This is a genomic window from Cupriavidus phytorum, assembly GCF_003254285.1.
Lineage (GTDB): Bacteria > Pseudomonadota > Gammaproteobacteria > Burkholderiales > Burkholderiaceae > Cupriavidus > Cupriavidus phytorum.
This window is the reverse complement of sequence record NZ_QKZN01000001.1, coordinates 88,084-111,700: the sequence shown is the minus strand read 5'-3', so window position 1 is coordinate 111,700 and position 23,617 is coordinate 88,084. Positions and strand designations below refer to the sequence as shown.

The 23,617-nt window shown below is 70.8% G+C and carries 25 protein-coding genes; 9 read left to right on the top strand and 16 right to left on the bottom strand.

Translation table 11 applies throughout. The features are described from left to right. Positions 1-4: 4 nt before the first annotated feature. The 3 genes from ubiT to ubiU form a co-directional block, all read right to left on the bottom strand. Positions 5-469 carry a ubiquinone anaerobic biosynthesis accessory factor UbiT gene (gene ubiT / locus C7416_RS00515; protein ID WP_111516622.1) on the bottom strand — a complete coding sequence of 155 codons (465 nt, stop codon included), beginning with the start codon at positions 467-469 and terminating at the stop codon, positions 5-7. Continuing rightward, positions 466-1,398 (bottom strand): U32 family peptidase, encoded by a 933-nt coding sequence (locus C7416_RS00510; protein ID WP_181461113.1) that lies wholly within the window; start codon positions 1,396-1,398, stop codon positions 466-468. The genes ubiT and C7416_RS00510 overlap by 4 nt, the downstream gene beginning before the upstream one ends. A gap of 73 nt (positions 1,399-1,471) precedes the next feature. Beyond that, the gene (gene ubiU / locus C7416_RS00505) at positions 1,472-2,542 is read right to left on the bottom strand and encodes a ubiquinone anaerobic biosynthesis protein UbiU (RefSeq protein ID WP_240988225.1); all 1,071 of its coding nucleotides are present in this window, start codon (positions 2,540-2,542) and stop codon (positions 1,472-1,474) included. Between the two features lie 272 nt (positions 2,543-2,814). On the opposite strand from ubiU, the gene C7416_RS00500 reads away from it, so the two are divergent. After that, positions 2,815-3,972, top strand: coding sequence for an NAD(P)H-dependent flavin oxidoreductase (locus C7416_RS00500; protein WP_111516621.1), 1,158 nt, complete (start codon positions 2,815-2,817; stop codon positions 3,970-3,972). Between the two features lie 85 nt (positions 3,973-4,057). Here the strand turns inward: C7416_RS00500 and C7416_RS00495 are convergent, their stop codons facing one another. Beyond that, positions 4,058-5,452 carry a hypothetical protein gene (locus C7416_RS00495; RefSeq protein ID WP_111516620.1) on the bottom strand — a complete coding sequence of 465 codons (1,395 nt, stop codon included), beginning with the start codon at positions 5,450-5,452 and terminating at the stop codon, positions 4,058-4,060. A gap of 335 nt (positions 5,453-5,787) precedes the next feature. Here C7416_RS00495 and C7416_RS00490 point away from each other — a divergent pair, with 335 nt between their 5' ends. The 4 genes from C7416_RS00490 (at position 5,788) to C7416_RS00475 (ending at position 9,158) form a co-directional block, all read left to right on the top strand. Then, the gene (locus C7416_RS00490; protein WP_111516619.1) at positions 5,788-7,770 is read left to right on the top strand and encodes a type IV pili methyl-accepting chemotaxis transducer N-terminal domain-containing protein; all 1,983 of its coding nucleotides are present in this window, start codon (positions 5,788-5,790) and stop codon (positions 7,768-7,770) included. 30 nt (positions 7,771-7,800) lie between these two features. Further along, a complete protein-coding gene (locus tag C7416_RS00485; protein WP_111516618.1) occupies positions 7,801-8,454 on the top strand; it encodes a response regulator in 654 nt (217 codons plus the stop codon). A 196-nt stretch (positions 8,455-8,650) separates the two neighbouring features. Beyond that, entirely contained in the window at positions 8,651-8,809 is a 159-nt protein-coding gene (locus C7416_RS00480) for a DUF3309 family protein (protein WP_012356889.1), read from the top strand. 160 nt (positions 8,810-8,969) lie between these two features. Then, complete coding sequence (locus C7416_RS00475) at positions 8,970-9,158, top strand: DUF3008 family protein (RefSeq protein ID WP_012356890.1); 189 nt, start codon at positions 8,970-8,972, stop codon at positions 9,156-9,158. Between the two features lie 89 nt (positions 9,159-9,247). On the opposite strand, the gene C7416_RS00470 is transcribed toward C7416_RS00475, so the two are convergent. From C7416_RS00470 to C7416_RS00460, 3 genes are all read right to left on the bottom strand, one after another. Beyond that, positions 9,248-10,021 carry a ParB-like protein gene (locus C7416_RS00470; protein WP_373425036.1) on the bottom strand — a complete coding sequence of 258 codons (774 nt, stop codon included), beginning with the start codon at positions 10,019-10,021 and terminating at the stop codon, positions 9,248-9,250. Next, positions 10,005-10,457, bottom strand: a complete 453-nt coding sequence (locus C7416_RS00465; RefSeq protein ID WP_111516617.1) for a hypothetical protein — start codon at positions 10,455-10,457, stop codon at positions 10,005-10,007. The genes C7416_RS00470 and C7416_RS00465 overlap by 17 nt, the downstream gene beginning before the upstream one ends. Positions 10,458-10,619: 162 nt before the next feature. Continuing rightward, entirely contained in the window at positions 10,620-11,477 is an 858-nt protein-coding gene (locus C7416_RS00460) for an SDR family oxidoreductase (protein ID WP_111516616.1), read from the bottom strand. Positions 11,478-11,825: 348 nt separating this feature from the next. Between C7416_RS00460 and C7416_RS00455 the strand changes: the two genes are divergently transcribed. Further along, positions 11,826-13,055 (top strand): BON domain-containing protein, encoded by a 1,230-nt coding sequence (locus tag C7416_RS00455; RefSeq protein ID WP_111516615.1) that lies wholly within the window; start codon positions 11,826-11,828, stop codon positions 13,053-13,055. 84 nt (positions 13,056-13,139) lie between these two features. Then, a complete protein-coding gene (locus C7416_RS00450; protein ID WP_111517437.1) occupies positions 13,140-13,733 on the top strand; it encodes a ParB-like protein in 594 nt (197 codons plus the stop codon). An 18-nt stretch (positions 13,734-13,751) separates the two neighbouring features. Here C7416_RS00450 and C7416_RS00445 read toward each other — a convergent pair whose 3' ends face one another. The 4 genes from C7416_RS00445 to C7416_RS00430 form a co-directional block, all read right to left on the bottom strand. Next, positions 13,752-14,837: a DNA topoisomerase IB gene (locus C7416_RS00445; RefSeq protein WP_111516614.1), complete on the bottom strand. Its 1,086-nt coding sequence runs from the start codon at positions 14,835-14,837 to the stop codon at positions 13,752-13,754. Positions 14,838-14,849: 12 nt separating this feature from the next. After that, on the bottom strand, positions 14,850-15,716 hold the full coding sequence (locus C7416_RS00440; protein WP_111516613.1) for an alpha/beta hydrolase family protein: 867 nt from the start codon (positions 15,714-15,716) through the stop codon (positions 14,850-14,852). Further along, complete coding sequence (locus C7416_RS00435; RefSeq protein ID WP_111516612.1) at positions 15,703-16,908, bottom strand: DUF3182 family protein; 1,206 nt, start codon at positions 16,906-16,908, stop codon at positions 15,703-15,705. Before C7416_RS00435 ends, C7416_RS00440 begins: the two co-directional genes overlap by 14 nt. Positions 16,909-16,971: 63 nt before the next feature. Next, positions 16,972-17,541, bottom strand: coding sequence for a low affinity iron permease family protein (locus tag C7416_RS00430; protein WP_111516611.1), 570 nt, complete (start codon positions 17,539-17,541; stop codon positions 16,972-16,974). Positions 17,542-17,894: 353 nt separating this feature from the next. Here C7416_RS00430 and C7416_RS00425 point away from each other — a divergent pair, with 353 nt between their 5' ends. Then, a complete protein-coding gene (locus C7416_RS00425; protein WP_111516610.1) occupies positions 17,895-18,362 on the top strand; it encodes a CBS domain-containing protein in 468 nt (155 codons plus the stop codon). A 23-nt stretch (positions 18,363-18,385) separates the two neighbouring features. Beyond that, on the top strand, positions 18,386-18,712 hold the full coding sequence (locus tag C7416_RS00420) for a BON domain-containing protein (RefSeq protein ID WP_111516609.1): 327 nt from the start codon (positions 18,386-18,388) through the stop codon (positions 18,710-18,712). An 84-nt stretch (positions 18,713-18,796) separates the two neighbouring features. On the opposite strand, the gene C7416_RS00415 is transcribed toward C7416_RS00420, so the two are convergent. From C7416_RS00415 to C7416_RS00395, 5 genes are all read right to left on the bottom strand, one after another. After that, positions 18,797-19,258 carry a PRC-barrel domain-containing protein gene (locus tag C7416_RS00415; protein ID WP_018005539.1) on the bottom strand — a complete coding sequence of 154 codons (462 nt, stop codon included), beginning with the start codon at positions 19,256-19,258 and terminating at the stop codon, positions 18,797-18,799. Between the two features lie 66 nt (positions 19,259-19,324). Continuing rightward, positions 19,325-19,915, bottom strand: coding sequence for a DUF6861 domain-containing protein (locus C7416_RS00410; RefSeq protein ID WP_111516608.1), 591 nt, complete (start codon positions 19,913-19,915; stop codon positions 19,325-19,327). Positions 19,916-20,022: 107 nt separating this feature from the next. Continuing rightward, complete coding sequence (locus C7416_RS00405) at positions 20,023-20,754, bottom strand: hypothetical protein (RefSeq protein WP_111516607.1); 732 nt, start codon at positions 20,752-20,754, stop codon at positions 20,023-20,025. 216 nt (positions 20,755-20,970) lie between these two features. Beyond that, positions 20,971-21,906, bottom strand: coding sequence for a sensor histidine kinase (locus C7416_RS00400; protein ID WP_240988226.1), 936 nt, complete (start codon positions 21,904-21,906; stop codon positions 20,971-20,973). 159 nt (positions 21,907-22,065) lie between these two features. Then, positions 22,066-23,466, bottom strand: a complete 1,401-nt coding sequence (locus tag C7416_RS00395; protein WP_018005543.1) for a sigma-54-dependent transcriptional regulator — start codon at positions 23,464-23,466, stop codon at positions 22,066-22,068. Positions 23,467-23,617: the final 151 nt, after the last annotated feature.

Sequence of the window (23,617 nt, the reverse complement as noted above, 5' to 3'; positions counted from 1 at the left end):
GCGCTCAGGAAGCGGCGCCGGCCCGGCCCACGGTGGCGCCATGCAGCGCCACCAGCCGCGCCGCGGCCTGGCTGACCCACGCCGGCCGCGGCGCCGCATCGAGCCAGTACTTGACCTCGAGCCCGAGAGCGGTATCGCCGCTGATGACCAGCCGGCGCTGGAAGAACAGCGTGTCGGTGTCGGCCTCGCCGCCCAGCAGGCGCAGGTAGTCCACCGCGCAGGCACGCAGCGTCAGCGCGGGCTCGGCGTCGGTGCTGCCGGCGCGGAAGCGCCCGCCTTCGCAGCGGAACGGCACGGCCAGCTCCAGGTCCTGCACCGTCAGCAGGAAGGCATGTCCGTCCAGCGCCGCGGGCGGCTCCAGCCAGCCGGCGCGGCGCGCCAGCTCCAGCGCCGCCACCAGCGGCAGCGCCCGCGCGCGGGCCGGCAGGCGCCGGTGCACGCCGGCGATCAGCTTGTGCAGCGCGCTCATGCCGGGGCCTCCCAGGCGATGCCGGCGCGGCCGTGCCAGTAGCCATTGCATGGCTCGGCACCGGCCGGCGTGATGCCGCTGGCAGCGGGCGCGCGCTGCCCGGCGCGGATCGCCGCCAGCTGCTGCACCACCGCGAGCGTACCGGATGAATGCGGGCTGACGCGCAGCATCCCCACCCCCATCCGCGCCATTTCCGGCGCCTCGGCGCACAGGTCCAGGCAAGTGGCGCTCTGCGTCTGCACCCCGTTCAGCGTGAAGAACGCCTGCCCTTCGCCGGTCGCGGCGACCAGGCCATCGGGATAGTCCATGCAGCGGAACTCGCAGCTGTCCTTGCGCAGGCGATGGTGGCGCGCGGTAAAGCAGCGCGCCGAGAACGCCAGCGGCAGGCGGCCCCAGACAAAGGCTTCCAGTTGCATGCCGGCTGGCCGCGCCGCTGCCAGCGCGGCCAGCGTGGTGCCGTCCATCTCCACCGGCGCGACACAGCCCACCGCGCCCAGGCCGGCGAGCCACGCCAGCGTATCGGCATGGTAGGCGTTCAGATGCGGGCCGCCGACGAAGGGCCGCCCGCCCATGCATCGCACCGCGCCGGGATCGTTGGCCTCGACCAGGTAATCGTCCTGCGCGCACACGCGCCGCATCCAGGCGATATCGGTATCGGACTCGACCAGCACCGGCGTGGACAGCACCACCTCCTTGCCGGCATCGCGCAGCATCTGCGCAATCTCCAGCCATTGCGCATGGCGGATTTCGTGGCGGCGCGTGCAGACGGTTTCGCCCAGGTAGACGCGGTCGACCGGCGCGTCGGCGACCGACGCATAGAACTGCAGCACGGCTTCGCGCGGCCAGTAGTACAGCAGCGGGCCCAGGGCGATGCCGAAGCCGGGCATCGCGGCGGCATGCGGCATCGCGGCCGCGGCGGTGTGTGGCATAAAGAGCTCCATCGTGGCCGGCATGTCCCGCATGTCCCGCATGTCGGGATACAGGCAGGTGGATGTCATGGTGTCAGCGCCAGGGGCGGTCATAGGCGCCCTGCGTCACCTGGTCGCCTTCGGCATGGCGTCCCAGCGTGCCCTGCCACTCCTGGCGCGGCGCGAAGCGGGCCGGATCGGCGCAGGCGGCGTCGATCGCCGCGCGCAGCACGCCGACCACGTCGCCGACATAGCGCGGGCTGCGCTGGCGTCCTTCGATCTTGATCGCAGCAATGCCCATGTCGATCAGCGCCGGCAGCAGCGACAGCGCATTCAGGCTGGTCGGCTCCTCCAGCACGTAGCCGCGCTCGCCCTCGACCTCGAAGCGGCCCTTGCACAGCGTCGGATAGCCGGCCGGCTCGCCAGGCGCGTAGCTGTCGATCAGGATGCCCGACAGCCGCGCCTGCATGGTGCCGCCCTGCTCGGTCCAGCGCACCGCATGCGCGGGCGAGCACACACCCTTGTTGTTGGGCGAATCGCCGGTGGCATACGACGACAGCAGGCAACGCCCCTCGGCCATCACGCACAGGCTGCCGAAGCCGAACACCTCCAGCTCGACGCTGGTCTGGCGCGCCAGCTTGCCGATCTGCGCCAGCGACAGTACGCGCGGCAGCACCACGCGCCGGATATTGAAGCGCTCGCGCATCAGCTCGATGGCATCGGCATGCGTGGCCGAACCCTGCACCGACAAGTGCAACCGCAAGTCCGGATGGCGCGTGCAGGCATAGCCCATCAGGCCCGCGTCGGCCATGATCACGGCATCGGCGCCAAGGTCAGCGGCCGCATCGACGGCGCGGTGCCACTGCGCCACCGCGCCCATCTGCGCAAAGGTGTTGATGGCGAACAGCACCTCGGCGCCGCGCGCATGGGCTTCGGCCACGCCGGTGCGGATGTCGGCCTCGGTGAAGTTCAGGCCGCCGAAGTTGCGCGCGTTGGTGGCGTCGCGCAGCCCCAGGTAGACCGCGTCGGCGCCGTGCTGCAAAGCCACGCGCAGCGCCGCCAGCGAGCCGGCGGGCGCAACCAGCTGCGGGCGGCGCGGCGCGCACGCGGCGGCCAACGGGGCGTCCGATGGGGCGTCGGATCGGGCGGGAGTGGAACTGGTCATCGGTGATGGCGCCGGCGGCGGCGCGGGGGAAGGAAGACAGCGGCCGATGCTAGCCAAGCGCCCGCGGCAGGGGCTTGACCGTGCGCAAACCCACGCCAAAGGCACCCCGGCCGCGACGGGCTATGCCAGTCGGCGTAGGCCGATGGCAGGCCAGCCGGCCAGGGTTGACCTGCGGCAAACGCAGGCCCGTGCCGCTGTGCCACGCTTGCGCGTCATCCCCGCGCCAGGGCCGCCGTGCGGCCTGGCGTCCATCCTCTTCCGGAGACCCGTTTATGAATCACCCCTGGCTCAAGCTGGGCGGCCGCCGCCTGCTGCCGATCGTGCAGGGCGGCATGGGCATCGGCATCTCGGCGCACCGGCTGGCAGGCGCGGTCGCGCGCGAAAACGGCGTCGGCACCATCGCCAGCATCGACCTGCGCCACCACCACCCCGACCTGATGGCCCGCACGCGCGGCAGCCGTGACAAGCCCGCCATCGAAGCCGCCAACCTCGAGGCGCTGGACCGCGAGATCCGCGCCGCGCGCGCCGCCTCCGAGGGCCGCGGCCTGATCGCCGTCAACGTGATGAAGGCGGTCGGCTCGCACGCGGCGCTGGTGCGGCAAGCCTGCGAAAGCGGCGCCGATGCCATCGTCATGGGCGCCGGGCTGCCGCTGGACCTGCCCGAACTCACCGCCGGCCATCCCAGGGTGGCATTGATCCCGATCCTGTCCGAGGCGCGCGGCATCGGCCTGGTGCTGCGCCGCTGGATGAAGAAGGGCCGGCTGCCCGACGCCATCGTGGTCGAACACCCTGCGCACGCCGGCGGCCACCTGGGTGCGGCCACCATCCAGGACTTGTCCGAGCCGCGCTTCTCGTTCTCGCGCGTGCTGGGCGAATGCCGCGAACTGTTCGCGCAGCTGGGCCTGGCCTGGGACAGCATCCCGCTGATCCTGGCCGGCGGCATCGACAGTCACGCCAAGGTGCGCCACTGGCTGGGCGAAGGCGCCGCCGCGGTGCAGCTGGGCACGGCCTTCGCCGTGACCGAGGAATGCGATGCCCATCCGGCCTTCAAGCAAGTGCTGGCCACCGCGCGGCCCGAAACCCTGCGCGAATTCACCAGCGTCGCCGGCCTGCCCGCGCGCGCGGTGCTGACGCCATGGCTGCAGCGCTACCTGTCGAGCGAAGCGCGCCTGCAGCGCCGCGCGCGCGTGCGCGAATGCCTGGAAGGATTCGATTGCCTGCAGGCCTGCGGCTTGCGCGACGGCATCGCGCGCATCGGCCAGTTCTGTATCGACCTGAAGCTGGCGCAGGCCGTGCGCGGCGACGTCGAACGCGGCCTGTTCTTCCGCGGCCGCGGCGCGCTGCCGTTTGGCGAAGCCATCCGGCCGGTGGCGGAGCTGATCCACTATCTGCTGACAGGGGAAAAACCTGCCGGGCTGGCAGCCGCCTGACCGCAGCGTCTCGATTGCCACCGCCGCCCGAACAAGGCTCCCCTCGCCCGCTTGCGGGAGAGGGGTGGGGAGAGGGCCGGAGTCTCTACGAAGTCGGGCGCGTCGGTATGCCAGCGCCCGCCCTCTCCCCCGGCGCCACTCCCGCAAGCGGGAGAGGGGAGCAAACCGGCGGCACGCCAATCCCATCCACAACACGCGGCGGCAACCCACCACACTTGCGCATCCGCCGCATGCACCGCAGCGCCGCCAGCAATTGCCATCCCAGCCACGCATTGGCACCCGCCAGCAGCAGCCCGCCGACGCGGGCCAGCAGCGCCGGCGCCAGCGGCAGCGCCAGCAGCACCGCGTAGGCCGCCAGCAGCAGCCACGCCTGCGCGCGCTGACGGCCCGGCGCGACGATCGCCTGCATCGCCGGCACGCGCGCCCTGGGCGGCAGCAGCCGGCGCAGGTGCAGCCAGACCAGGAACGGCACGATCTTGCCCAGCATCGCCGTCACCGGCAGCACGCCCACGCCGACCAGCGCCATCGTGCCGGCCCACCACGCCAGCCGCAGCGCCACCCCGGGCAGAAGCACAGCAGCCGCCCCCAGCACCGCCGCGCCGAGCATGCTGGCGCAGGCCACCGGCCACAACGGCCACAATGGATCATGGCGCCGGCGCGCGCGCAGCGTGCCGGCGAGCCCGCATGCCCCCAACACCGCCACGAACGACAGCCACACCACCAGCGCGGCCCGTGCCAGCACTGGTTCCCCTGGCCACAGCACCAGCGCAGCGCTGAACATCGCCAGCGGGGCCCAGTGCCCCAGCGGCAGCCAGCGCGCCAGCGCCGCCGGCGCGCGCGGCGTCTGCCAGAACATCGGCAGCACCGTAGCCGCGACCCCGCTGACCAGCGCCGCAAGCCAGCCGCCCAGCGCCCACGCCATATGCAGGCCAAGCGCCTGCGCCACCGGCACGCGCCACAGCCCCCCCAAGGTGCCCGCCAGCGCGATGCCGGCCAGCACCGCCGCCACCAGCGGCGCACCGATGCCGGCCAGCGTGCGCGTGGTGGCGTCGACCGCGGCCACGCGCCGGCCCGCGACAAGCAGCGCCGCGCCCGCCAGCAGCAGCACTGCGCCCAGGGCAGCCGCAACCCGCAAAGCCGCCGGCGCGCCGCCCAGCAAGCCGAAGCCGAGCGCGGCCGCCACCGCGGCGCCGGTCGCGGCCATGAACGGCGCCAGCCGACCGGCACCGGGGACGTCCACACGCGCCACCACCGGCATCATCTGGAACAGCGCCCCGACCATCACCGGCAGCAGCATGCCCAGCGCCAGCGAATGCACCGCCGCCAGCGCCAGCGGCGCGAAGCGGTCGGGCAGGCCATCGGCGGGCCCCGCAGCCAGCAGCAGCCCCGCGGCCGCGCCCAGCCACGGCGCCGGCATCAGGCAACCGAACACCAGCGCAGGCCGCGGCGCGCGCGCGTAGTCGAGATCCGCGCCTTTCATGCGCGTCCCGTGGCGCGACGGCGGTGACGCATGCGCGCGCCGGTTGAAGTGGATACGGCCATCGCTTCTTCTCACCAGTCCTGACAAAAGGCCCGATGCTAGGACGCCACGCCGCGCAGGGATTTGACCGGGGCCAAGTCCCGGCGCCGGCTTTAAATATCACGGTGTGATGGAAACCGCCTTGGCGCCATACGCGCTGCCCGCGATGCGCCGCTGCCGGCACATACTCGCGCCAAAGCCGGGTTTCCTTGATCTGGCGCAGGTAGCCCAGCCGGTTGCGCGGGGAGAATCGCTTCCGACTCCTTGCGTGACCCCTGGTAGCCCCCGATACCACCATGTCAGATACCGATCCTCCTGCCGCCTCCGCCACGGCGGCATCCGCGTTGCCCGCGCTGCGGCACCGCCTTTCCACGCGCATCATCTCGCTGTCGCTGGCCGTGCTGCTGGTGGTGCTGGGCATGATCTCCGGCACGCTGTGGCTGTCCTGGAAGCTGGAAGGCGCCGGCGCCGCCATCAACGATGCCGGCAGCCTGCGCATGCGCGCCAACCGCGTGGCGATCGAGCTGGCGCTGGCGCACGCGGGCCGCGCCAATGACCTGGCCGCGCAGGCGCAGGCGCTGGACGCCACCCTGGCGCTGCTGAAGAAGGGCGATGCGGCGCGGCCGCTGTTCCTGCCGGACGAGCCAGCCATCCATACGCAGATGACCCGCGTCACCCATGACTGGCAACAGCGGCTGCGACCGCTGGCCGTGGCCGGCGCATCGCCCGCAGCATACATTGCCGCGCTGCCGGGTTTTGTCGCCCAGGCCGACCGCCTGGTGGGCATGATCGAACACGACAGCGCGCGCAAGACCGACCTGCTGCGGCTGTCGCAAACCGCGCTGGCGCTGATGGCCTGCATCGGCACGGTCGCCGTGATCTACCTGCTCTACCTGTGGATCATCCTGCCGGTGCTGCGGCTGCAGGACGGTCTGCGGCGCATGGCCGCGCGCGAATTTTCGCTGCGCCTGCCGGTGGAAAGCCGCGACGAGTTCGGCACGCTCAGCGAGGGTTTCAACCGCATGGCGGGCGAGCTGCAGGGCCTGTACCACGACCTCGAAGCGCGCGTGGCGCAGAAGACCGCCGAGCTGGAGCGCCACAACCGCGACCTGGAAACGCTGTACGAGATGGCCGCCTTCCTGAACCAGGCCGCAGACGCCGAGGCCATGGCGCAGGGCTTCCTGGCGCGGGTGATGCGCCAGTTCGATGCCGACGGCGGCAGCGTGCGCGTGCTCGACAGCCGCCACGGCCGCATGCACCTGCTGGCCACCGCGGGCCTGCCTGCGGCGCTGGCCGAAGCCGATTCCTGCGCATCGGCCAATGGCTGCCATTGCGGCGATGCCACGCGCGAGGCCGTGATCGCCATCGTCGACCTGCGCGGCGCGGCGCGTGCCGGCGCGGCCGACGAAACGCCGTGCGGCCGCGACGGATTCCAGTCGCTGGCGGCGTTCCGCATCGAAAGCCAGCGCGGCGCCACCGGCATGTTCGCGCTGCACTTCCGTGCGCCGCGCAAGCTGCCGCCGTCGGACCGGCAACTGCTGCAGACGCTGGCGCAGCACCTGGGCACCGCGCTGGAACACCTGCGCCTGTCCGCCACCGCGCGCCAGCTGGCGGTGGTGGAAGAGCGCAACCTGGTGGCGCAAGGGCTGCACGACAGCATCGCCCAGGGGCTGAACTACCTGAACCTGCAGGTGCAGCTGCTGGACGACGCGGTTGCGCGCGACGACCTGGCCGAGACCCGCGAACTGGTGCCGATGCTGCGCCATGGCGTGGAAGAGAGCTACCAGGACGTGCGCGAGCTGCTCAACAATTTCCGCTCGCGCCTGGGCACCGGCGAGCTGCGCCCCGCGGTGGAAGAGACCGTCGGGCGCTTTCGCCGGCAATGCCGCACCGAGGCCACGCTGGCCATCGACGAACGCGGCGGCGCCTGGCCGCTGTCGCCCGAGCAGCAGCTGCAGGTGCTGTTCATCCTGCAGGAGGCGCTTTCCAACGTGCGCAAGCACGCCATGGCGGCGCACGTGGCGGTGGCGCTCAGCCATGGACGCGACTTCCGCCTGGTGGTGCAGGACGACGGCGAAGGCTTCGACCCCGACGAACTGGCCACCCGCGCCGACGCGCATATCGGCCTGAGCATCATGCGCGAGCGCGCCGCGCGGCTGGGGGCTCAGCTGCACGTGCAGGCCAGCCCCGGCAGCGGCGTGCGCATCGAACTGGTGCTGCCCGCCGGCAGCCGGCGCCGCGCGCCGCGACCGCAGCGCCAACCCCATCACCAGCCTTAGCCGCCTGACCCTCCCGAGCGAGACCCAGCCATGACCATCCGCATCCTGCTGATCGACGACCACACCCTGTTCCGCTCGGGCATCCGCGCGCTGCTGCAGCGCCAGGCCGACTTCGAGATCGTCGACGAAGCCGCCGACGGCGTGGAAGGCATCAAGCGCGCCAAGCAGCACCGCCCCGACGTGATCCTGCTCGACCTGAACATGCCGGGGCTGTCCGGGCTCGAGGCGCTGCAGCTGCTGGTCGAAGACCTGCCGCAGACCGCGGTGATCGTGCTGACGGTGTCCGAGGAGGCCGAGGAACTGGCCGCCGCGCTGCGCGGCGGCGCGCGCGGCTACCTGATCAAGAACATCGAGACCGAGGCACTGATCGCCGCCATCCGCCGCGCCGCCGCCGGCGAGCCGGTGATCTCCGACAGCATGACCGCCAAGCTGGTGGCGCAGTTCCGCGCGCCCGCGCCCGTGGCTGCGCCGCGCCAGGAGGAAGCGCCGCGGCTGACCGCGCGCGAGCGCGAGATCGTGCAGGGCCTGGCCCGCGGCGAAAGCAACAAGGAGATCGCGCGCGACCTGGGCGTGGCCGAAAGCACGGTGAAGATCCACGTGCAGAACATCCTGAAGAAGCTGAACCTGGCCAGCCGCGTGCAGGTGGCGGTCTATGCGGTGGAACACGGGCTGAACACGGCCTGAACACCGCCCGCGCTGGCCGCGCGGGTCGCCTTGCCCGCACTTGGGCGTCGTCCGATTCCTACACCGATATCAGTCCTTGCCCGGAGGGATGCCCGCACCCCTTGTTCTACGCTGAACGGTAAGCGGATGGCTCTGCGGAGCCGCCTCGGAGTCGGAAGCCGCGCGGCTTCCCCGATCCACGAACAAGGAGCACGCCATGGGCATCGGCACCATCCTTCTGATCATCCTCGTCCTGCTGCTGATCGGCGCCCTGCCGGCCTGGCCGTACAGTTCCGGCTGGGGCTACTGGCCGAGCGGCGGCCTGGGACTGATCGTCCTGATCGTGGTGCTGCTGGTGGTGCTGGGCCGGATCTAGCGTCCGGCAGGCAGCGAACCGCGGTACGGAGCGCGCCAGACGATTTGCGTGCCGGCCGCGCTTGTCGCGGCCCCGCCTGGCACCTATAACGAAGCGCGGGCTCGCGCGTCAGCGTGCGCCCGGTCCTTTCAACCTTTTCACCTTTCGCAAGGAGACTCAGATGCCAGCAAAATCCAAGGCGCAACAACAGGCCGCCGGAGCGGCACTCTCCGCAAAGCGCGGCGAAAAGAAGGCCGGTTCGCTGAAGGGACCTTCCCGCTCGATGTACAAGTCGATGAGCGAGAAGGAACTCGACAAGATGGCTTCGACCAAGACCAAGGGCATGCCGAAGCACAAGTCGGAACGTTGATCGGTACGCGCGGCCTTGCACGTGAGGCCGGGCCGCGCTGGCAGCGCGGCGGCATACCAGCACAGGGCAGGCACACGCCTGCCCTGTTGCTATCCGGCCCTGCCGTTCTTGCCCTTGCCGGTCTTCAACGGCTTCGCCGGTTTGCCGGTCTTCCCCTCCAGCGGTCCGCCGCAATAGCCCGGCAGGCGCCTGGCGCGGGGACTGCGCGCAAGCTTGATCGATTCCGCCAGCGCCAGCCCGAACCCCGCAATACTGTGCAGGTCCTGCTCGACCCGCTTGCGCAGGAACCCGGCCCAGCAGAAGTCGCCGTAGGCGCTGTCCGGCTTGCGGTACGCGCCCGCTTCGCGGGCAAAGGCAGCCAGGCTGCGATACGGGTCGTCGCGCATGCTGCGCACGGTCGAGGGCAAGGCCTTGGGCCCCTGCCGCTTGCCGTGTTCATCGTAGGGATGGACATGCCCCAGCTGGCGCATGCGCTTCCAGAATGCGGCCGCATCCAGGTCGCTGAAGTCTTCCAGCACCCGCACCGGCGCGAGCTGGTAGCCGAGGTCCAGCCACGCGCGCGCCCAGTGGTGGTGGTCGACGATATAAAGCTCCCCGCCCGGCCCGGCCACGGTCTTGATGCGATGCCGGCGCATGAAGCGCTGCAGCACCTCGTGGTCTTCCGGATCGGCGTGGCGCTGCGTGACTTCCATCTTGTGGTGGACGTGGATGTAGCCGAGCGTCAGCTGCGTCGGGCGCAGCCGTGCCAGTTCGGCGACGGCCTTGCCGCGCGGGCAGCGCGGCGCCACCACCGGCGCGGCCACGGGCTCGGCGCCGGGGACCAGGTCGGCCGGCTCGGCGGGGCGTTCAGTCGTGTTCGACACGTTTCTGGTTGACGAAATGCTCGAGCTCGCTGCCGGGGTCTTCGTTGCCAGTGCTCTCCTCGGCGGTGGCGTCGCTGGCCAGCGGGCGCGGCCAGTACTCGCCCTCGCCCTCGCGCACCGGCTCGCCGTGCCGGGCCGGATCGAAATCGGTCCACTGCCCGCATTCCCAGGTTCCCTGCGCGCGCTCGAGCTGGCTGGCGCCGGTTTCGCGCAGCACGTCGATGACCACCGAACCCAGCCCGTTGTTGACGCATGCGGCCAGCATGACGTTATCGGCCGGCTGCTGCGCGGCGGTGTCGTCCTGCTGATCGCTGGCAGGGTGCTGCACTGACACGATGGATACATCCCATACCGAGAACCCGCGCGCGAACAACGTGCGCGCGGCATCCTCGGCGCTGGCGAGCGAATCGAAACGTCCCGCGATGATCGATGACATGATGCCTCCCAGAGATTGGCGATGGCGGTCGGCTGATCCCACCCGTATTGCAAGAGCCACGCCCGCGCAGGATCTGCACGGCACGGCAGGCGACGGGCTCGCTGCATGCAATATTTGCAAACGCGGCGCTGAACTACATGCGCGTGCATGGCGCAAGCCCGCTCAGCCGTTCACGACCTCGCCGCCATTGATGTGCAGGATCTGCCCGGTGATATAGCTTGCCGCATCCGAGGCGAGGAACACGTAGCCCCCGGCGACCTCGAACGGCTGCCCGGGGCGGCCCATGGGCGTCTTCTTGCCGAATTCCGCCACCTCCTCGGGGCTGAAGGTGGACGGAATCAGCGGCGTCCAGATCGGGCCCGGGGCCACGCCGTTGACGCGGATGCCGCGCTCCACCACCTGCAGCGCGAGCGAGCGCGTGAACGAAACGATCGCGCCCTTGGTCGCGGAATAGTCGAGCAGGTGCTTGCTGCCGCGATAGGCGGTGACCGAGGTGGTGTTTAGGATCGATGCACCGGACTTCAGGTGCGGCAGCACCGCGCGCGTCAGGTGGAACATCGCGAACACGTTGGTGCGGAAGGTCGCCTCGACCTGGCTGGCCTCGACTTCCTCGAGCGATTCCTTGGGATGCTGCTCGGCGGCGTTGTTGACCAGGATGTCGAGCTTGCCGTACTGCTGCAGCGTCTGCCGCGCAACGGCCTCGGCATGGTTGCAGTCGGCGAGGTCGCCGGCGATGGCCAGGCATTTGCGGCCGGCCTGCTCGACCAGGTTGACGGTCTCGCGCGCGTCGGCATGTTCGTCCAGGTAGGCGATGGCGACATCGGCGCCTTCGCGCGCAAACGCCACCGCAATGGCGCGGCCGATACCGCTGTCGCCGCCGGTGACCAGCGCGACGCGTCCGTTGAGCCGGCCGCTGCCGACGTAATCGTCCGCGCCGCTGTCCGGCTGCGGGCGCATCGGCGCTTCCAGGCCGGGCTGGCGCGACTGGTGCTGGGGCGGGACGCTCTTGGGTGTGGACATGGCAGTCTCCTGTCGGGGGTGGCCGCGCCAGGTGACGCCGGCCTGGCGCCGCCCCGCGGCCATGCAAGATGCCAGGGTGGCGCGCAAGTTCCATGCCGCAAACCGCAAGGCGCGGGCCCGCATGCCACCACGCGCGGCGGCACACGCCCTGCCGTGCTGCCCGTAACCCTTACATCGCACGGCAAACCTTACAGCGCGCGCGTATGCGGCACTGCGCCGTTTCGTCCGCGCGCCGGGGCACGGATTTTGCGGCCTTCTCCATATCCGAAACGTCAACGGCTTCCGGCGCCTGCCGCACATGCCTGCGGGCAGTGCCGGCGCGCGGGGCCTCACCGCCAGGAGGCAGATATGTTCAACTTCCGCAATGACCGCGGCAGCCGCGGCCGGCCCGAAGCGCAACGCCGCGACCGCGGCCCCGAGCAAAGGATGCGCGATGAAAGCGAGGGCCGCGGCTCGGAGGACTGGGGGCAGGAATGGGGCGAGGACTGGCGCGGCGAGAGCAGCCAGCGCCGGGGCGAGTATGGCGGCCATGGCTATGAAAGCCGCCAGCGCTGGGAAGAAAACCGCCGCGACGAAGATCGCGACGAACGTCGCAACGAACAACGCAACGAAAGCCGCGGCCAGGGCCGCAGCATGGGCAGCGAGCGCGAATCCTCGCGCCACGGCGGCCCGTGGTATCAGCAGGACACCCCCGCCGGCCAGCGCCGCGGCAGCTGGGGCGAGAGCGGCTATGGCGCCGCCGATGTCGGCGGCAGCGGCCATCCTTACAGCAGCGCCTATGGTGGCTACCGGCCATCGCAGCAGGACAGCGGCTACCGCAGCGCGGAACGCGAATCGGGCTACGGTTATCGCGACGAGGACCGCTTCGGACCGCGCGGGCGCCGCAGCGAATCCAGCGGCCGCGGCGAGCGCTACGAGCGCGATGAACGCAGTGAACGCGGCGGCGAACGCAATCAGCGCGGCCAGGGCAGCTGGGGCTCCGAGCGCGGCCGCAGCGAAGGCGGCCGTGCCATGCACTGGCAGGAAGGCAGCGAACGCGACCGCGCCCAGCGGGGCGGACAGCCCAGCTATGGCGGCGGCTACTTCGGCGATCCGGGTCGTGGTGGGCAGTCGTTCAGCGGCGGCCAGCGCGTCTACCCGGACGACCCCGGCTACCGCCGCCGCACGCCGTTCGCTGGACAGGCCAGCGCCTCCGGCACGCAGGGCGGACAGCATGCCGGCCGCCGCGCCACCGGACCCAAGGGTTACCGGCGCTCTGACGAGCGCGTGCGCGAGGATGTGTGCGAGCGCCTGGCGATGAACCCGTATATCGACGTCGGCGAGGTCAGCGTCGAGGTAGCGAACGGGGTCGTGACGCTGGACGGCACCGTCAGCGAGCGCCGCGAGAAATACGTGGTCGAGGAGATCGCCGATGCGGTGTTCGGCGTCACCGAGGTCGACAACCGCCTGCGCGTGCAGCGCCAGCAAGGCAGCTCGTGGGCGGCAGGCTCCGAGGTGGGCGGCGACACCTCGACCAGCAGCAGCGACACGGCGTCGGCGGGCGGCACTTCGCCGGACCGCACGCTCAACAAGAGCTGAGCCTTGGCCTCCGGCCAGTCCCCCGCGCACAAGGCGCCCGCCCCGCGGCGGGCGCCGCGCAAGCTGGCGCCTGACAGCAAGCTGATGGTGCCGCTGGACGCGCTGCGTCCCACCCAGATCACGGTGGGCGGCTACCACGTGGCGCAGAAAGTCCATGTCACGCGGCGGGTGGCGCCGGAAGCGCGCGCCGCGTTCCTGGACAAGCACCGCGTGCACCTGGTGATCGGGCCGGAGCAGATGCTCTATGTGGTCGACCACCACCACTGGGTGCGCGCATGGCATGACCTGGGACTGACCCATGTGCCCGGCATCGTGCGCGCCGACCTCAGCGACATGGACGCCCCCGCTTTCTGGCGCCACATGGTCGCCAATCACCTGGTGCACCCCTACGACGAGCATGGCCGTCGGCGGCCGCTGACCGAACTGCCCGAGGCCATCCACGATATGCGCGACGACCCGTACCGCAGCCTGGAGGCCTTCGTGCAGCTGGCGGGCGGCTATCGCAAGGTCAAGACCGCCTACCTCGATTTCCGCTGGGCGGACTTCTTCCGGCGCCACGTGCCCGGTCCGTTCGACACGCCGCATCACTTTGCCTTCGCGGTGGCTCACGCGTTCAGGCTGGCGCACTCGCGCGAGGCCAGGGACCTGCCTGGCTATATCGGCGCGCTGGGTTGCTGAGCTGCGGGCCCCGGACCATTACCCGCTATTGCCCTTCTTGCCATTCGCTGGCTCGGACTGCCCCGCCGCCAGCAATTGCAGCAACCGCGCCTCGTCCGCGCGCAGCCGCGTCATCGCGGGCGCGCGGCCGCGCGCCTGCAGCACGCCGGCCAGGTAGGCATCGATGACGTCGGGATGCACATAGCATTTGCGGCATACCGCGACGGTGTTGCGCAACTGGTTCGCGACCTCGCGGATGGCATCGGTCACGGCCTTGCGGCGCGCAGTCTCGCTGGACGCTTCCGGCAGCTTGCGCAGGATCGCCAGCGCGTGCACGCTGCCGGCCCAGGTACGGAAGTCCTTGGCGGTAAAGTCCCCGCCGGTCACTTCCTGGAGGTAGGCGTTGACATCGGCCGAGCCGATCTCGCGGATCTCGCCGTCGCTGTCGCGGTACTTGAACAGGCACTGGCCCGGCAGGTCGGCGCAGTTGCGCACGATGCGCGCGAGGCGCGGGTCGTTGACCGAGACGTCGTGCGTGATGCCGCTCTTGCCGGTGAACTGGAAGCGCAGCCGGCTGCCGCGCACGGTCACGTGGCGCCGCCGCAGCGTGGTCAGGCCGTAGGTGCGGTTCTGGCGCGCGTAGCGGGGCGAGCCGACGCGCACCAGCGTGGCGTCGAGCAGCAGCACCACCGCGCCGACGACCTTCTCGCGCGGCATGCCGTTGCGGCGCAGGTCGCGCGCCACGCGCGCGCGCAGGCGCGGCAGCGCGGCGCCGAACGCGGCCAGGCGTGCGTATTTGTCGGTATCGCGCAGCGTGGCCCATTGCGGGTGGTAGACGTACTGCTTGCGCCCGCGCGCATCGCGCCCGGTGGCCTGCAGGTGGCCGCGCGGATCGGGGCAGATCCACACCGACTCGTAGGCCGGCGGGATCGCCAGCGCAGCGATGCGCGCCAGCGTGGCGGCATCGCTCACGCGCTTGCCGTCGGGGCCGGTATAGCTGAAGCCGCTGCCATGGCGCCGGCGCGTGATGCCCGGGCTGCCGTCGTCGACATAGCGCAGCCCCGCGTCGCGCAGCACCGCGTCGAGCGCGGCGGGGGCTTCGGTGGCGGGCAGCGTGCTGTCCATGGGCGTGCGAAATCAGGCGGCGCCTGGCGCGCCGGCCGATTCGGGCTGCGGGGTTTCGAGCCCGGCGTCGGGCGCGGGCGGCGCGGGCTTCGGTGCCGGCTTCGGCGCGGGAGGCGCCGCGCGCTCGGCGGTGACCGGGCCGGCGCGGGCCACGGTGACCATTTCACGCAGCCAGTTGACCAGCATGCTGCTGTAGGTGCGCTGGAATTCCTCGTCGCTCAGGCCATGGTCGGCGCCCTTGATCACGCGATAGGTGAGCGAGTTGGCATGGATGCAGGAATCGACATAGCTCATCACCACGGCATGGGGCACGATCTGGTCGTGCTCGGATTCGATCACCAGCACGTCGCCGGTAAACGCCGTGCACGCGCGCAGCGCGCGATTGCTGGCGGGCGGCACCATGCTGCGCCGGTAGGTCACCAGGTCCTGCTCACGGTGCAGCTGGCGCTTGGGCAGGTCCCAGCCCGTGTCCATGTACAGCGCCGGGGCCCGGAACGCCAGCCAGCGTACCTGTCGCAGGCTGCTGAGCAGCGCGGCCAGGTAGCCGCCATAGCTGCTGCCCACCACCGCGATCGCATTGCGGTCGACCTCGGGCTGGCGCACCAGCACATCGTAGGCCGCCACCACGTCGGCCAGGTTGCGCGTGCGACTGACGGTCTCGTATTGCGCGCGCGTGCCGGCATGGCCGGTCAGGTCGAAGGTCAGGCAGACGCAGCCCAGCCCCGTCACCTTGCGCGCCCGCGCCAGGTATTGCTGCTGGCTGCCGCCCCAGCCGTGCACGAACAACACACCCGGCAATTTGGTCTCCGGGCTGATCAGGGTACCGGCAATGGTGCCGCCTTCGCTTTCGATCTGCAGCAGTTCTTCATGCGTTGCCATCGGATTCAGGCTCCAGTCGTGCGTATTTGGTCAGGGGGCCGACATGGCGGTCTTCGCCCTGGTAGTAGATCTCGGCGTCTTCCGGCACGCGCACATCGTTGCCGTAGACTTCGCGCGTCGACGCCACCACGCGCGTGCGTCCCGGGTCGTCGCGCAGCGCCGCCAGCGCCGCCAGTTCGGCACCCGTGGCACCGCCGACGCGCCACGACTGCTCGAGCACGCCACCGAGCATCTGCCCGTCATTGGCGCCGCCGGCCGGCGCGCCGAAGGCAACGTCGTAGTTGCAGCGCGACAGCACCATGCCGCCGCCCTCGCCATAGCAGGCCAGCGCGGCCTCGTGGTACACCATCGCCGCGCGCACCGCGGCGAGGATGCGGGCGTCGAACGGATGCTGCAGCAGCGCGTCAAAGCCGCCGCGCACCACGGTCAGGGTCGAGCCGCCGTAGACCTTCTGGCCGCGGTTGTTCTCGGTCAGCCCCTGCGTGCCGCAATAGCTCGCCTCCAGTCCCGCCAGCACGACCTTGCCGACGCTGAAGGTCTGCGGCGCGCGCAGGTCGCGCTCCACCACCAGGCCGTCGCGCTCGACGTCATGCGGCGCTAGCGCGGCCAGCGCTTCCTCCAGCGCGGCTTCGCCGTCGACCACGCACTGGCCCAGCCCGCCGACGCCGCCGGTATCCTTGAGCCGCACCGGCCCCAGCGTCAGCAGCCGCAGCGCCGCGGTGCGCGCATCGCCAAGGCTGAAGGCGGTAAAGCCAGGCAGCGTGGCGCCCACCACGCGCCGCACGAAGGCCTCGGACCAGCCCCTCGGCGCCGCGGCACCGGGCTCGACCAGGCCGTGCGTGATCGCCTTGGTGGCGACGAACGCATACGGCACCACGCCGCCGAAGAGATCGTCCTCGCCCTGCACGCCCAGGCTGGCCGCCAGTTCGTGGCCGACCAGGGTCTGCGCCGGCACCAGATACGGCGCGGGCCGTCCCGCCGCCGGCGCGGCGTAGCCGCCGGCGAACGGCTGGCCGGCAATCCGGGCCACCTTGCGGGCAATATTGGCAAGGGTCATGCCATGGTGGCTGTCGGCCTGGTCCAGGGTCTCGCAGCCGTAGGCCATCACCGGACGGCTGCCCTGCTGCGCGGCTGCCGGCGCTCCGGCCGGCAGCCCCGGTTTTCGCTTGCTTGCGTCGCTGGATACGGTCACGGCCTGCTCCTGTTTCGGGTTGTCGCATGGATCCTGCGCAAGGGGGGGCCGCTGGCCGGCAAGCTACGAGGCAGCCGAGGCGCGCGTCGCGGGTGTGCCGCCGGCGGGCGCTTCGGGCGAATGCCCGCGCGAGGCGCGCGCGTGACGCTTGGCGGCGTGGTTTTCGCGCGCCTCGTCGAGCGAATGGCTGGTCTTGATGCCGTCTTCCTGGTCCGCCAGCTCGGCCAGCTGGCGGTAGAAGCTGACCAGCTGGCGCAGCTCCTCTTCATCCAGATCTTCGATCGACACCAGCATGTTGCTGGCCTCGCGGTGCGAGGCCAGCAGTTCGTTGAGCTTCAGGTGGACCGCGACGGCATCCTTGTTCTGGCTCTGCTGAATCAGGAACACCATCAGGAAGGTGACGATGGTGGTACCGGTATTGATGACCAGCTGCCAGGTTTCGGAGTACCCGAACATCGGGCCGGTAAGGGCCCACGCCACCACCACGCCGACGGCCAGCACGAAGGCGGTCGGCGACCCGGCATGGCGCGTGGCGCCGCCGGCAAAGCGGTCGAACAGGTGCAGCACGGTGGCACGTTTGCCGGCGCCGGGCCGATGGCCAACGCCGGGCAGGATGGGGCTGGATTTGGGCATCGTTGCACTCCCACGGACAAATCGCCGGATTGGCCGCCGAAAATGGTGATGGCCTGGGCGGCATGCTGATTTCATTTTATGGAGCGCATGGCCGATGTGCAGCGGGCGCAGTCCTACAACGGGCGCAGCACTTGCCGCACCCTGCACGTTTCGTTTCTACATCGGGAGATAAATCTTGCCGGCGCGTGGCCGCATTCCTGCGCGCCGACGGCGCGCGGGGCGACGGGAACGCTTCTTGCGCCGCATTCCATGACGAAGCGGCGACTTCCCGGTGCGCCGGTGGCTGGTCGCCGCCCTGTTGAACCGGGCCCGGTCCGCACCAGGGACCGGCCCACAAACTAGCGGAGCCAGCCATGTTCCAATCCCCTGCTACGCAACCCCGCGCGCCCCGCCGCGTCGTCGACATCATGACGCGCCAGCCGGCCTATATCACCCCCGATGAAACCATCCAGCATGCCGCGCAGCTGATGGCGGACCTGCACGTCGGCTCGCTGCCGGTCTGTGACGGCCGACGTTTGGTCGGCATGCTGACCGACCGCGACATCACCGTGCGCGCCACCGCCGGCGGCCAGCCGCCGCAGGCCACGCGCGTGGCCGATGCAATGTCGCCGCAAGTGGAATGGTGCCTCGAAGACGAATCGCTCGAAGACGCGCAGCACAAGATGGAAGCCGCGCAGGTGCGGCGCCTGCCGGTGCTCGACCACGACCACACTCTGGTGGGCATCGTGTCGCTGGGCGACTTCGCCAGCAAGGGTGCCGATACGCGCGAATCCGGCGAGACGCTGGCGTCGATCTCCACGCCTTCGGCGCCCGCGCGCTGAAGCCGCATCGACCAGGAGCCGCGATGAGCGCAACCCCTTCCGCCGATGACGAAGCCCTGCGCGTGGCCGTACGCGCCGAAATTGCCGCGGCCTTCGATGGCCGCTTTCCCGACGGCGTGACGCTCGAGGTGGCCGACCGGCGCGTAACCGTGCGCGGCTGCGTGGAAGACGTCGACACCGCGCAGCGCGTGGAAAAGGCCGCCGCGGTCAGTCCCGGCGTGCTGGGCGTGCATAACGCGCTGTCGACGCGACAGGCGCCTGCACCCGAACCGCAGGGCCAGCCTGCCGGCAGCGGCCGGCACGCCGACCCGGCCGACAAGCCCGCCGGACAGGTGAACCACAAGGTCTGAACGGCACGCTGAAAGACAAGGCGCCGGAGGTCATCTCCGGCGCCTTGGCGTTTTACCTGGGGCTAATGGCCTGACGAGTCTGGCTCAGCCCCACGGGTCATAGCGGTCGGCTTCCCAGTACGGCGAGATGCCGTAGTACTGGTGGATGCTGGTGGCCCATTGCGAGTCGGCCATGGTCGGCCAGTGGTCCTTGTCGAACCCCGGCGCGGCCTTGAGCCGGTCCTTCTCGACGCCGAGCACGAAGCACTTGCGCCGCGTGTCCAGGGTCAGCGCGGACCACGGCAGCGCGAACAGCTTTTCGCCGATGCCGAGGAAGCCGCCCATCGCCAGCACGGCATAGGCAACACGTCCGCCGAGCACGTCGATCATGATGTGGTCGATGGTGCCGATATCATCGCCGGCCGGATCGACCACCTTGTTGCCCTCGAGTGTGTCGGCCGCCATCACGAACGGACCGGGTCCCGGGGAATTGCGGTCGATGCCGCCGACGATCGAGGCGCCGTGCGGATGTTCGGCGCCGGGCGTTTCAGGTTGGACTGGATTCATGGATACCTCCGTTTGGCTGCTCGGGTAGCGGGTTGGAGCGGAATGCGAAGCGTGGCGCGCGGCGCGCTAGCGGCGTTCGCGCGGGTCGGCCGGCACCGGCGGCACCAGCGGATCGAAGTCGGCCCAGCGGCCATCGACCCACTCGCCGTCGGCGCGCTCGACATCCTTGGCGCCGCCCTGGCGCAGCACGGTCGCGACCGTGTCCGCGGTGGCGGTGTCGGTGCTGGTCAGGTGCGCCGCCAGCACGACCCCGGCATTGCGCACCGGTGGCTGGCCGGTGCGCGGGTTGCGCCCGGCATGGCGCGCCAGCGCCAGTGCGCCCGCGAGCGAGCCGAGGTAGGCCCCCAGCCCCACCGCGAACACCAGCACCAGGATCGACAGCGGTGGCGTCGCGCCCAGCGCGGCCACCAGCGCCGCGCCGACCGCGGCGCCGACGGCGGCGCCGATCAGCACCCCGCTGATCGCGCCCACACCCGATTTGCGCGCGCCGGCGTCGGCGGCGTGGTCGCCGCCGATGGCATACGCGGCGTGCTGCCCGGGCGGGTTCACGTAGAACAGGTTCAGGTCCTGATCGGCAAACCCCTGCGCGCGCAGCCGGCTTGCGGTGGTTTCGGCGGTGGCGAAGCTGTCGAAGCGGCCAGCGATGATGGCGGACATGGTGGCTCCTTTTCGTTCATCGATGTGTTCGGAACCGCGGCGGGGCTGGTGGCAGCCACGCCGCGGCGCTTGGACTCAAGGTGGACTAAAGGGGGCAGGCACGCTCCTCAGCGCTTGGCCGACTTGCCCGGCTTGGCGGACTTGGCCGCAGTCCTGGCCCCGGCCTTGCTCCCGGCCGCTGCCCCGCTCTTTGCGGCAGGCTTGGCTGCGCGCTTGGTAGCGGGCTTCGTTGCGGACTTGGCGGCAGGCTTGGCCGTCGCCGACCTGGTCGCAGCGGACCCGGTCGTTGCGGACCTGGCCGTGGATTTGGCAGCAGTCCGGCCCGGCGATTTCGCGGCCGGCATGTCGCCCGCCTTCGAACCCGCCTTCGCGCTCGCCTTCGCGCCCGTCTTTGCAGCAGGCTTGGCCGAGCGACCCGACTCCGCGGCTGCGCCCTTGCGCTGGCCGGCCGGCTTCGCGCCTACCGGCTGCTCCTGGCTGCCTTCCCTGAGCTTCCAGTCGACGTCGTCGCGCGCGGTCTGCATCTTCTTCTCGGCGTGCATGGCAGCGCTGGGCGAGATCGGATCGCTGGCCGGGAAGGTCATCTCCAGCGAATCGTCGACGGCGGCCTGGTAGGTCTTGGCTTCCTTGCCGCGCGGCCGGGTGCCCGCTGCCGGCTTGCCGGCTGCGCCCTTGCCCGCGGACGGGCCGCTGCTGCGGGTCGCCGGCGCGGTGCCGGCACGCGCCGACGGCGTGGCCCTGGTGGACTGCGCGGACCGCGTGGCGGTCGCGGACTTCGCCCGGGACGGCTTCTGTGCAACCTGCTCGGCCTGGGCGGACTTGCGGCTGGCGTTGGGCATGGTTGTTCCCTCCTTGGTTTAGGGTGCTTGATCCATGCAAGGGGCGGGCCAGAACCTTGTCAGCGGCCTGGCACGCAGGCTGGCGCTGCAGTGCGCGTGTGAACGCAGCCATACCGTGGCACGCCAGCACCGCGCGATGGCGCCGCGGGCAAGTGGTACGCGTAGCGTTGGCGCCGGCCTGGTAAAAACTACATCGAGCGCGGCAGCGGGGCGCCTTCAGGCCTGGCGCATATGCCGCGGGAACCGGACCGCGATGCAGACGCTGACCTTGTCGCTGTCGCAGCCGTCGCTCTCGGCGCTCAGCACGGCGCCGTGCATTTCCACCATGCGCCGCGTCAGCAGCAGTGCGCTGCTTTGCCGGGACGGCGGCTCTCCGCCCTGGGGCGGACGGCGGCCGAAGAAGTCGGTCAGCGCCGCCAGCCGGCTGGCGCTGCGCTGCGAATCCAGCGGCGGGCTTTCGGTAATGCGCAGCTTGACGTAATCGGGCTCGCTGAACAGGTGCACGCTGACCGCGCCGCCCGTGGGTGCGCGCCAGATGCAGTGCACCAGCAGGTGCCGCAGCAACGGCGCCAGCCGCATGGCATCCCCGTCGATCCGGTAGGCGGCGGCATCCGGCGCGTCCGGGGCGGCGCCCGCCGCGCCCGATGCGGTCGAGGGGGTCGATGGGGTCGCAGCCTCCGACCCGATCGCGCAGCCGTCCACGCTCAGCGGCGACAGCAGCACGCCGCGCGCCTCGGCCGCATGGCGGCGGTCGGCAATGGCCTGCAGCGCGAGCGTGCGCAGATCCAGCTGCTGCCAGCGGGGCGGGGTCTCGTCGGCCAGCAGCCGCACCCCCTCTTCCATTTCCTCGATCAGCGCCAGCTGCTGCTGCATGCCCGAGCGGATGCCGTCGAGCGCGCGCTGCGCCGGCGCCGGCGTGGTATCGAAGGCGCGGTCCAGCACATAGGCCCAGCTCTGGATGGCGTTCAGCGACGAGCGCAGGTCATGCGCGGATTGCTCGATCAGCGTGCTGACCTCCTGCACGCTGCGCACCGGCTGGGCGCTGCCGTTGCCGGCCGCGGCCTGCGCGTTCGGCGCCTGCGCGTCCGACGGCTGCGCGGAATCTGACTCAGAGGTGCCCGGCAAGCCGGACGGCGGAAATAGCTGCGTCATGTGCGGATCGGCCGCAACGGCCCGTAGACATGGCAGGCCGGATCGGCCGGAGACATTGCCCTGCTCGGAAGCAAGAAACGTGCTCCACGCGCCCAGCGCGCCACCAGGGCCGCCGCGCGCGCCCGCCATCCCCGTGGTCGCAAGCGATGGCCCACGCCGTCATCCGGTTGCGGACGGACCCGAGTCATTGCGCGAGGCGCGCAACCACTCTGGCAATTCGCCACGGGCGGCATAATCTTCCAGCCGGTTGTACAAAGTCTTCAGGCTGATGCCGAGGATCTCCGCGGCATGCTTCTTGACCCCCGCGCACTGCTCCAGCGTGGCGAAGATCAGCTGGCGGTCGGCGTCGGCCAGCGACATGCCCACCGGCACCGACACCACCGCCGCGCCGGGCGCCTGCGTGGCCGCGACCTGCAGCGGCACCTGCGCCTCGGTAATGAGGTCGTCGTCGGCCATGATGAAGGCGCGCTGCACGAAGTTGCGCAGCTCGCGCACGTTGCCGGGCCATGCGTGCAGGCGCAGGCTGTCGAGCACATTGGGCGCGAAGCGGCGCTGCACGCCCTGCTCGGCATTGAGCTGGTCCAGCATCATGTTGGCGATCTGGATCACGTCGTCGCCGCGCGCGCGCAGCGGCGGCAGTTCCACCGGAAAGACATTGAGCCGGTGGAACAGGTCGGCGCGCAGCTTGCCGTCGGCCACCGCTTCCTCGGGGTTGCGGTTGGTGGCGGCCAGCACGCGCACGTCGGCATGGCATTCGCGGTTGGTGCCCACCCGCATGAAGGTGCCGGTCTCGAGCACCCGCAGCAGCTTGACCTGCAGTTCGGCGGGCATCTCGGTGATCTCGTCGAGGAACAGCGTGCCGCCGTCGGCGCGCTCGAAATAACCCTTGTGCTGGCGGTCGGCGCCGGTAAAGCTGCCGCGCTCGTGGCCGAACATCTCGCTTTCGATCAGCGTGGGCGAGATCGCGCCGCAGTTGACCGCCAGGAACGGCTGGCGCCGCCGCGCCGACAGCTCGTGCACGGTCTGCGCGGCCAGCTCCTTGCCGGTGCCACTTTCGCCGATCAGCAGCACGGTGGCCTCGGTGGGCGCCACGCGCGCGAGCTGGTCGTAGACCGCCTGCATCACCTCCGAGCTGCCCATCAGGCGTCCGAAGCGGCCGTAGCGGCGCAATTCGCCCCGCAGCGAATGGATCTCGGCGCGCAGCTCGCCGGTGGTGGCGAGGCGCTTGAGCACGGTCTGCAGGCGCGCGACGTTGATGGGCTTGACCAGGTAGTCGGTGGCGCCGGCGCGCAGCGCTTCCACCGCGCTTTCCACGCTGGCGTAGCCGGTGGTCAGGATCACCTCGACGCCGGAAGCGCCGACCTCCTCGAACAGTTCCATGCCGTTGCCGTCGGGCAGGCGCAGGTCGGCCACGATGGCTTCCGGCATGCGCCAGCCGATCTGCAGCCGCGCTTCACGCAGCGTGCCGGCGGTGGCGGAGGTGAAGCCTTCCATGGCTACGATCTCGGCCAGGGCGGCGCATGCGTTTTCGTCGTCATCGACAATCAGGATGTGGGGCATACGATCCGTCAGTGAGACCTAATGGGAACTCAAGGCAAACCCCGGGCGCTGCCTTCCGCAACCGCAACGCCGACCGGCACCGGGTCTGCGGAAATCCGCCGGCGCGCCTCATGCGTGGCGCGTACGGCAGCCATGACAGGCACAGGAGGCT

Coding starts and splice junctions, on each gene's coding strand:
- C7416_RS00495 (WP_111516620.1), bottom strand. CDS start 5,452: ATGAAAGGCGCGGATCTCGACTACGCGCGCGCGCCGCGGCCTGCGCTG.
- ubiU (WP_240988225.1), bottom strand. CDS start 2,542: ATGACCAGTTCCACTCCCGCCCGATCCGACGCCCCATCGGACGCCCCG.
- C7416_RS00490 (WP_111516619.1), top strand. CDS start 5,788: ATGTCAGATACCGATCCTCCTGCCGCCTCCGCCACGGCGGCATCCGCG.
- C7416_RS00455 (WP_111516615.1), top strand. CDS start 11,826: ATGTTCAACTTCCGCAATGACCGCGGCAGCCGCGGCCGGCCCGAAGCG.
- C7416_RS00510 (WP_181461113.1), bottom strand. CDS start 1,398: ATGCCACACACCGCCGCGGCCGCGATGCCGCATGCCGCCGCGATGCCC.
- C7416_RS00405 (WP_111516607.1), bottom strand. CDS start 20,754: ATGCCCAACGCCAGCCGCAAGTCCGCCCAGGCCGAGCAGGTTGCACAG.
- C7416_RS00400 (WP_240988226.1), bottom strand. CDS start 21,906: ATGACGCAGCTATTTCCGCCGTCCGGCTTGCCGGGCACCTCTGAGTCA.
- C7416_RS00480 (WP_012356889.1), top strand. CDS start 8,651: ATGGGCATCGGCACCATCCTTCTGATCATCCTCGTCCTGCTGCTGATC.
- C7416_RS00415 (WP_018005539.1), bottom strand. CDS start 19,258: ATGAATCCAGTCCAACCTGAAACGCCCGGCGCCGAACATCCGCACGGC.
- C7416_RS00465 (WP_111516617.1), bottom strand. CDS start 10,457: ATGTCATCGATCATCGCGGGACGTTTCGATTCGCTCGCCAGCGCCGAG.
- C7416_RS00425 (WP_111516610.1), top strand. CDS start 17,895: ATGTTCCAATCCCCTGCTACGCAACCCCGCGCGCCCCGCCGCGTCGTC.
- C7416_RS00445 (WP_111516614.1), bottom strand. CDS start 14,837: ATGGACAGCACGCTGCCCGCCACCGAAGCCCCCGCCGCGCTCGACGCG.
- C7416_RS00450 (WP_111517437.1), top strand. CDS start 13,140: ATGGTGCCGCTGGACGCGCTGCGTCCCACCCAGATCACGGTGGGCGGC.
- ubiT (WP_111516622.1), bottom strand. CDS start 469: ATGAGCGCGCTGCACAAGCTGATCGCCGGCGTGCACCGGCGCCTGCCG.
- C7416_RS00475 (WP_012356890.1), top strand. CDS start 8,970: ATGCCAGCAAAATCCAAGGCGCAACAACAGGCCGCCGGAGCGGCACTC.
- C7416_RS00410 (WP_111516608.1), bottom strand. CDS start 19,915: ATGTCCGCCATCATCGCTGGCCGCTTCGACAGCTTCGCCACCGCCGAA.
- C7416_RS00500 (WP_111516621.1), top strand. CDS start 2,815: ATGAATCACCCCTGGCTCAAGCTGGGCGGCCGCCGCCTGCTGCCGATC.
- C7416_RS00430 (WP_111516611.1), bottom strand. CDS start 17,541: ATGCCCAAATCCAGCCCCATCCTGCCCGGCGTTGGCCATCGGCCCGGC.
- C7416_RS00485 (WP_111516618.1), top strand. CDS start 7,801: ATGACCATCCGCATCCTGCTGATCGACGACCACACCCTGTTCCGCTCG.
- C7416_RS00440 (WP_111516613.1), bottom strand. CDS start 15,716: ATGGCAACGCATGAAGAACTGCTGCAGATCGAAAGCGAAGGCGGCACC.
- C7416_RS00460 (WP_111516616.1), bottom strand. CDS start 11,477: ATGTCCACACCCAAGAGCGTCCCGCCCCAGCACCAGTCGCGCCAGCCC.
- C7416_RS00395 (WP_018005543.1), bottom strand. CDS start 23,466: ATGCCCCACATCCTGATTGTCGATGACGACGAAAACGCATGCGCCGCC.
- C7416_RS00420 (WP_111516609.1), top strand. CDS start 18,386: ATGAGCGCAACCCCTTCCGCCGATGACGAAGCCCTGCGCGTGGCCGTA.